Below are 8,277 nucleotides of genomic sequence, written 5' to 3'. Positions count from 1 at the left end.
TAGCATCAAACGCCGTAGTGGGAATCTTTCTGTAGTTGGTTCTATAGATAACAGTACCATGAAGGAAATCCTGTACACCCTTAATAGGGCTGCAAGGAAGCCCACGTCATAGCGTACTCGCTTGACGTGTGGTTATGTCACTGCATGACTACTTAACACAACGGGGCGGTGCAGAACGAGTGTTTGAGCTACTATGCAGGTACTTCCCCCATGCCGACATTTTTACATCTTTGTACGATGCTAAAAACACGATCGATCTGGGAGATCGTCCGGTACAGACTACAATTCTTCAGCAACTCCCATATGCGAGTAAGTACTTTAGACTGCTAGCACCCTTTTACTACCCAGCTTTACGGGCACTAGATTTGCAGGATTACGACCTGATTATCAGCAGTTCGTCGAGCTTTGCCAAAGGTGTGAGAAAAGGACCTGGAGCCAAACATATCTGCTTTTGCCACAACATTCCCCGCTTTTTGTGGGATACCAAAGTGTATCTCAGAGGATACAAAGAATTTCAAGTATTCACGCCGATCGTTGCAAAAGTGTTTGGATATCTTAGGAAACTCGACCTTCAGTATGCACAAGAACCCGATCTGTATATTGCCAACTCTACGACGGTATCCGCACGGATTCGGCAAGTTTATGACAGACCAGCGGTGACGATCAACTATCCGATCGATGATAGCAAATTTATTTTTTCGGAGTCCAAAGAGAATTTCTACTTAGTTTCTAGCCGTTTGCTCAGTTACAAGCGGATCGACATTATTGTTGACGCTTTTAACTCGCTCGGTTGGCCATTGTTGATCGTTGGGGAAGGCCCCGAACGTCAGCGACTAGAGGCCAAAGCCATGTCTAACATTCGCTTTCTGGGTTACGTCAGCGATGGCGAACGCGCCCAGCTCATGGCCAAAGCTCGTGCTGTGATTACTGCCGCTTTGGAGGACTATGGGCTAGTGCCGATCGAAGCAAATTTTAGTGGGACGCCAGCGATCGCCTATGGTGCTGGGGGCGTGTTAGATACCCAGGTGCCAGGTTTAACTGGCTTATTTTTTAAGAGCCAAACGGCTGATGCGATTCGGGAAGCTTTGCTCCAAGCTAGTAACATACAGTGGAACTATGCCATGATTCGCAACCACGCGCTCGATCGGTTTACCGAAGCTGTATTCTTCCAAAAAGTCGGCAATTGTGCAGGCTGGTGGAAGCCATAAAGGTGTGCGAATCAGGCAAGCTGTCAATCGATGCTAACGAGGTGATAATGGCTCGAAATATTATTAAATCCGCTCGCGAAGATGCGAATTACGATCGGTTGTTCGATAGTAGCGAGGTGCCGATGGCCGAACGGTCAATCACGGCCTTTGCAGTCGCCGATGAAGATTCTGGCTACGGTCAGCTCTGGGCGGTACTATTGCGTCGTAAACTTTGGGTCTTGGCATCCTGGTTGGGAACAGTAGGCGTTGCTTGGTTCATCGGTTCGCATCAAGAACCAACCTATCGCAGTTCGATGCAACTACTTGTCGAGCAAAACTATCGTGGCAAATCCGAACCTGGAGCGACCAATACCCAATTTGCCGACTCTGATGTCCAGGCTGACTATGCCACTCAACTCACATTGATGAATAGTTCGATCTCGATCCAACGGATCGTCGATCGTCTGCGCCCGATTTATCCCGAGATCGACAGCGAGAAAATCAAAAAATCCCTCACAGTGACTCAAGTCACCGGAAAAACTGCCGAAAAAAAAGTGGATACCAAAATTGTTGAAGCGGCTTACGAAGATAGCAATCCGCTCAGAGCGCAGAAAATTTTGCAAACGGTGCAGCAAGTCTACCAAGACTACAATCGCGAACAACAACAAATCCGATTGGCAAAGGGGCTGGCATTTATTAACGAGCAGGTGCCGCAGATCCAGCAGCGACTCCAACAAGCTGAATCCGCGCTCGAAAAATTTCGCAAAACTTACAACTTTCTTAATCCCGAACTGCAATCGAAGACTTTAGTGGAGTCTTTGGATAATATCATGCGGGAGCAGCGGACTAACTTGGTGCAAATTCAGGATTTGAGTACTCGCTATGCCACCTTGGAACAAAAACTCGCACTTTCGCCCCAGGCGAGTTCTGAGGTAACACGATTGAGTCAATCCACCCGCTATCAAAATATCCTCAATGAGATCCAAAAAACAGAGCTAGCCTTGGTTCAGGAGCGACTGCGATTTACTGAGAACGCGGCCAGCGTTCAGAAATTAAACGAACAGCGGCAGCAGCTACAGGCGCAACTTGAGATCGAGAAGCAGCGGATTTTGCCCAATGACGGCAGCGGTGGTAATTACGGCACCGATCCGCTCCTGAAATCCGGCCAATTGGGAACGACGGATCTGAGCTTAACCAGCCAATTTGTAGACGTGCAGGTCACTTTAAAAGCGACTCGCGCTCGCGCTCAGACTTTGGCTCAAATCGAACGCCGCTACAAACAAGAAATCCAGCAATTTCCAGCGTTACTCTCAGAATATAACCGCCTGCAACCAGCAGTGCAAGTCAATCGGGATACACTCCAGCAGTTGCTAAAATCTCGGCAGGATCTAGGCTTGGAGATCGCGCGAGGTGGGTTTGACTGGCAAGTAGTCGAAAAGCCGAGGTTAGGTCTCAAAACAGGCCCATATTTGAAGCGAACTCTACTGTTAGGAGCGGTAGTTGGTTTATTCCTCGGTGGGATCGTTGCATTTGTGCGGGAATGGCTGGATGATTCGATCCATTCTGTGGACGAACTCAAAAAACAAACGCATCTGCCTGTAATCGGTAATGTGCCAAAAATCTCGCCACCAGGCAGTCAGTTGGGAATTGTGCTGCCATTACTTCAGCTATCGCCCGCAACTATTTCAACCTTGCAAGTGGTTCAATCCTTGCCATTCCGCGAGTCGCTCGATCTGGCTTATCAAAATATTCAACTGCTAGAGTCTGCACAATCGCTCAAGTCGCTAGCGATTACTTCAGCTTTAACTGGTGAAGGCAAATCGACTCTAGCGCTCGGGTTGGCACTGAGTGCGGCGCGTCTGCACCAGCGGGTTTTGCTGATCGATGCCGATCTGCGTCGCCCTAGTTTGCACAAACAATTGGATTTGTTTAATACCGTGGGGCTATCAACGTTACTCAGTGACGATACTGAAACGTCATCATATAATGCAATTCGGCCGCTGGCGACCAATGGTAATCTCGACGTGTTGACAGCGGGGCCAACTCCGCTCGATCCAGCTCAACTGCTCAGTTCGCGGCGGATGGCCGAGTTAATGGCGGAGTTTGAGGCCGACTACGATCTAGTTTTACTCGATACGGCACCGATCTTGGGCATTGTCGATACGGTGATGGTTGCCTCTTTTTGTGGTGGTGTCGTAATCGTCGAGCGAATCGGGCGATCGAATCGCAAAGATTTGAGTCAGGGGATGTTTATAATGCAGCGGTTTAATGTGGTGGGACTGATTCTCAATGGGGTGCCACATTCGGAAAATCGATATACCTCTGACCGCAAGGAGATCGAAGAGCGGCGCGTAATTCCTTAATCTATCCAGACCAAGTGCGGTGACTATCTATCGGAGTTCACATCGATTTATGACTAAGACCATCTTGATTACTGGTGCGGAAGGTTTTATTAGCCGCTATGTGGGACGGTATTTTTCGGAATTAGGTTGTTCGGGGATCGGTATTGACAGTTCTGAACCTGAAAATGCACCCCTAGCAAGTTTGGCAAATTACTACAAACTCAGAAATTGATAAAAATTTATCTGCTTAGCTCGTTGTTTTCGAGCGATGAGATTCGATCGAATAGTTTGATATTAAATTGCAGGAGATTTACCTTGTGAGCCAAAAGCAGAAAGTTTTGTTCCAATTACCGACATCGATTTCACCTGATTCATTGAATGGGCATAATGGACGCGTATTGGGAATGCTGAAATATTTTCACGATCGCCGCGATCGTTTTTCAGTAGATGCGATCGGGGGTAATAAATTTGGGTTGCCAGAATGGACGGCAGATCTTCAGCAAGAGATTTTGAGATTTGTAGATAATATCTTTATTTATCAGGGCGAGGATAACTGGTTTGACTTTGTATATTCCCGCGCTCAGAGTGTCTATCACCAAAGATTGCTGCAAGAGCAACTCCCGGTGGATTCGGATTATTTTACACCACCTGGCTATGTGAGCTTTTTTAATAACTTACTGGCGCGTAGCAGCTATGACTTTGTGTGGATTAATAATCTTGAATATGCTCATTTAGCTAGTAACTTGCAATCGCCCAATCTTCAGACAATTATTGACATTCACGATATCAATTCCATCTTTATGCTGGTCAAAAAGAACATCGATTTATTTAAGAATTTGAAGTTTGACCATAAAGCAAATTTCGCTCGGGAGATCGCTTTGCTCGAGCGATTTGACAAGGTAATTGCCAATTCCCAATTCGAGCGAGACATCTTAGCCAAAGAGCTCCCTACTGACAAACTGCACTTAATTCCCTTCATAGTAAGTGGTCTAGATGGTCTAGATAATAGTAGTAAGTCGACTCCTTATGAAGAGCGAGTGTTTGAGTATGATGTTTTGTTTGTCGGAGCTGACAACCAACCCAATCGTGAAGGAATACAATTCTTTCTGGATGAAGCTTTGCCGCTAATTGTCGAGCGAAAACCCGATTTCAAAGTCGCGATCGCTGGTAAGATATCGTCCGTAGTTCGAGTCGAACCTGTACTAGCTAAAAATTTGGTGTGCTTGGGTTACGTTCCCGATCTGGCCGAACTTTATCTGAAATCGAGGTTAGTAATTTGCCCGTTGCGAACGGGCGCGGGGACGAAGTTTAAGTTGGTAGAGGCGATGGCTTATGCTATGCCGATCGTCACTACATTGCACTCAGCATCAGCTGTAAGTTTAGTTGATGGGGTGAATGCTTTTATTACTGACGATCCAGCAGCTTATGCCGATCGAGTTTCGCGTCTCATCCACGAACCAGATTTAGCCGCTCGATTTTCAGTGCAAATATCTAAAACGTATGCCAGTCAACATGCTAGCTCGGCTGTCTATTCAAAGCTAGATTCTATCTTTTTTGATGCGAACATCACCAAAATCTAACAACAATAGATTTTAGGCTCAATCCCTTGCCAGCTATCAATCTGAGCGCAAATCAGCATACTAAGTAATGAAGATCCGAAATTAACTTAATTCAAACCCACCCAGCTTCACAGCTAAATTTACATGTTCATAAAACTTCCTCGTTTTGTCCGAGTCTTATTAAAAGCTACTGATTTCTGGAAAAATAACTCGCTATTCTTACGGGAATTTAAATATTTTCCCAAAGTTGCTATTTTAGCTTTAGTATTTACATGTTTATCTGCAACTTTTGAGGGTGTCAGTATTGGTTTCTTACTCTCCTTTTTGCAAAGCCTGACTACACCTGGCTCGAAGCCAATTCATACGGGGATTGGTTGGTTTGATATTTTGATTTTAGGAGTTAATGCTTCGGTTATGGAGCGGCTGTATCGAATATCTGGACTGATTTTACTGAGTTCGTGGATTCGTTCAATTTTTAACTATCTATCTCAAATTTTCACTGAACTTACTCAGCTCAATTTTTCAGATCGGCTACGAAAAAAAATTTTTGAGCAACTCCAGGCTGTTAGCCTCAGCTTCTTTACACAAATCAAAACTGGTGAATTGATTAATACAATTACAACAGAAGTGGAACGAGTTAAGCAAACCTTTAACGGAAGTGCCTTCTTACTTAGTCGTGGTTTAACAACTATCACCTATTTAATAGCAATGCTGCTCCTCTCCTGGCAACTGACCATTGTTGCCACACTGCTGTTTGGCCTAATGGCAGTTAGCTTATCCAAGTTGATTGGGATGACACGGGAGAAAAGTTTTCCGGTTTCTATCGCCAATGAGCGGTTGACATCAACCGCGATCGAGTTTATCAGTGGGATTCGGACTGTCCAAGCTTTTGCCACTCAAGATTTTGAACGCAAACGTTACTACAAAGCCAGTTCTAACCTAGTTGCTGCTAGCACCAGGCTGGCCTCAATCTGGTCGCTGGTCAAGCCTTTGGCCGAAGGTTTGTCAACTACGATTCTAGTAGGGATGATTATTGCAGCTTTCAGTATCTTTGTAGAAAATGGAGCATTACAAGTTGCTTCTTTACTCACATTTTTCTTTGTCTTATTCCGCCTTGTACCGATTCTGCAAGAAATTAATGCAACTAGAGCAGTGCTTGCAACCATGGAAGGCTCAATCGAGAACATTAAAGTTTTGCTAAGGACTGATAATAAAAAATATTTTGACAACGGCCATATCGAATTTAAGAAGCTCGAGCGCTCGATTAATTTTATGTCAGTAGATTTTGGCTACGACGATGGCAAACTCGTACTCAATAACATCGATCTGATCCTGGAGCGCGGTCAGATGACAGCGCTCATCGGTGCTTCTGGGGCTGGTAAATCAACCATAGCCGATCTAATTGCTAGATTTTACGATCCCACCGCTGGCCAGATTTCGATCGATGGGATCGACCTCCGACAGATCGAAATTAGCTCATTTCGCCATAAAATGGCTATCGTCAGTCAGGATACCTTTATTTTCAATGCTTCTGTTCGTGACAACATCGCCTATGGCACCGAAAATGCCACTGAGGATGCAATTTACAAGGCAGCTAGATCGGCAAATGCATTGGAATTTATTCAAGATCTGCCTAATGGTTTGGATACCATGCTGGGAGATCGAGGTGTCAGGCTCTCGGGAGGACAACGTCAGCGCATCGCGATCGCGCGTGCGTTGCTACGCGACCCTGAAATCTTGATCTTAGATGAAGCGACCAGTGCATTAGATTCTGTTTCGGAAAGATTGATTCAGGAATCATTAGAAAAGCTTGCCTTCGGTCGTACTGTTGTCGTAATTGCCCATCGTTTATCAACTATTATTCGAGCCGATAAAGTGATTGCGATCGAGCAGGGTCGAATTGTCGAACAGGGAAAGTATCAAGAATTACTCGAACAACGTGGTCACCTTTGGAAATATCATCAGCTACAAAATAACTATGAAACCTAAGAGTACAACAATTATAGATTCAAAAGCTTTAGAAAATAATTTAAATAAAGATCGAGTAATTAAAGTTTTTATTATTTGTTCGGGTCTTGGACATATTAAGCGAGGTTATGAGTCTTTCACTCAAGAATGCTTTGAGGCTTTATCTCAAGAGCCTTTGCTTGACATTGCTCTTTTTAAGGGTGGTGGCGATTCTTCGGACAAGGAAATCGTCTTGTGGAATCTTCCTCGGAATGCTCCGTTAACTCAGAAAATTAGTTGGATTACTGACAAATTATTTGGCAGAGGGGCCTATTTCTTGGAACAGAGTTCATTCTTTCTCAGCTTATTGCCACACCTTTACTTCAAAAAACTGGATGTTGTTTATTTGAGCGATGAAAATTTAGGTAATCTGCTTTGGCACTGGCAGCGTTTGACAAAACAAAGCTATAAGGTGTTATTTTCTAATGGCGCTCCAACCTCGCCATCTTTTTTATTCCGTCCAGATTATGTCCAACAAGTGGTTCCCGTTCATTTAGAAACAGCTTTAAATGCTGGTGTACCTGCTGAAAAACAAAGCTTGGTTCCTCACGCTGTTAATATTGCTTCTGAACTCCAAATTTTGACACCAAATGAAAGGGCAGCATTGAGGTATCAATTAGGGTTACCAGAGCAACAACCTTTGCTACTTTCAGTAGGAGCAATTAATCGCTCCCACAAGCGCATGGATTATGTAATTCGTGAGGTTGCTAGTCTGCCTGAACCGCGTCCTTATCTGTTGTTATTAGGTCAACAAGATGCGGAATCACCAGAAATCATCAAACTCGGCAATGAATTATTAGGAACCGATCATTTTCAAACTCGATCTGTTGCTCTACATGAAGTAAATAATTACTACAAGATTGCTGATGCTTTTATCCTGGCTTCTCTCATTGAAGGGTTTGGGCGCGTGTTCTTAGAAGCCATGTGCTATGGCTTACCTTGCTTAGCTCATGATTATGAAGTGACCCGCTTTGTTTTGGAAGCAGAGGGAAATTTAGCGAATTTTGAATTGCCAGGGAGTTTGGCAAAGATGATTCCTCAAGCCTTAGCAGAAGCTGATAATATTTCCAATCGTTATCGGATTCATCAGCAAGCTTACAACCGCTTTAGTTGGGAAAAACTTCGCCCAGATTATGTCAAGTTGATTCAAGCTTGTACCAAACCATAATTATTAACAAAACT

The 8,277-nt window shown here is 44.5% G+C and carries 6 protein-coding genes; all 6 read left to right on the top strand.

Translation table 11 applies throughout. From position 1 onward, the window contains the following. The first annotated feature begins 134 nt into the window (after window positions 1-134). The 6 genes from ACEW9J_RS15315 (at window position 135) to ACEW9J_RS15290 (ending at window position 8,263) form a co-directional block, all read left to right on the top strand. Complete coding sequence (locus ACEW9J_RS15315; RefSeq protein WP_373545979.1) at window positions 135-1,208, top strand: glycosyltransferase; 1,074 nt, start codon at window positions 135-137, stop codon at window positions 1,206-1,208. 47 nt (window positions 1,209-1,255) lie between these two features. Next, the gene (locus tag ACEW9J_RS15310) at window positions 1,256-3,550 is read left to right on the top strand and encodes a GumC family protein (protein ID WP_373545978.1); all 2,295 of its coding nucleotides are present in this window, start codon (window positions 1,256-1,258) and stop codon (window positions 3,548-3,550) included. Window positions 3,551-3,599: 49 nt separating this feature from the next. Then, entirely contained in the window at window positions 3,600-3,761 is a 162-nt protein-coding gene (locus tag ACEW9J_RS15305; RefSeq protein ID WP_373545977.1) for a hypothetical protein, read from the top strand. A gap of 85 nt (window positions 3,762-3,846) precedes the next feature. After that, window positions 3,847-5,109, top strand: a complete 1,263-nt coding sequence (locus ACEW9J_RS15300) for a glycosyltransferase (protein WP_373545976.1) — start codon at window positions 3,847-3,849, stop codon at window positions 5,107-5,109. 123 nt (window positions 5,110-5,232) lie between these two features. Continuing rightward, window positions 5,233-7,077, top strand: a complete 1,845-nt coding sequence (gene hepA / locus ACEW9J_RS15295) for a heterocyst formation ABC transporter subunit HepA (RefSeq protein WP_373545975.1) — start codon at window positions 5,233-5,235, stop codon at window positions 7,075-7,077. Next, on the top strand, window positions 7,067-8,263 hold the full coding sequence (locus tag ACEW9J_RS15290; protein WP_373545974.1) for a glycosyltransferase family 4 protein: 1,197 nt from the start codon (window positions 7,067-7,069) through the stop codon (window positions 8,261-8,263). Before hepA ends, ACEW9J_RS15290 begins: the two co-directional genes overlap by 11 nt. Window positions 8,264-8,277: the final 14 nt, after the last annotated feature.

The organism is Chamaesiphon sp. (assembly GCF_041737865.1).
Taxonomy (GTDB): domain Bacteria; phylum Cyanobacteriota; class Cyanobacteriia; order Cyanobacteriales; family Chamaesiphonaceae; genus Chamaesiphon.
This window is presented reverse-complemented; position numbering and strand designations above follow the sequence as displayed.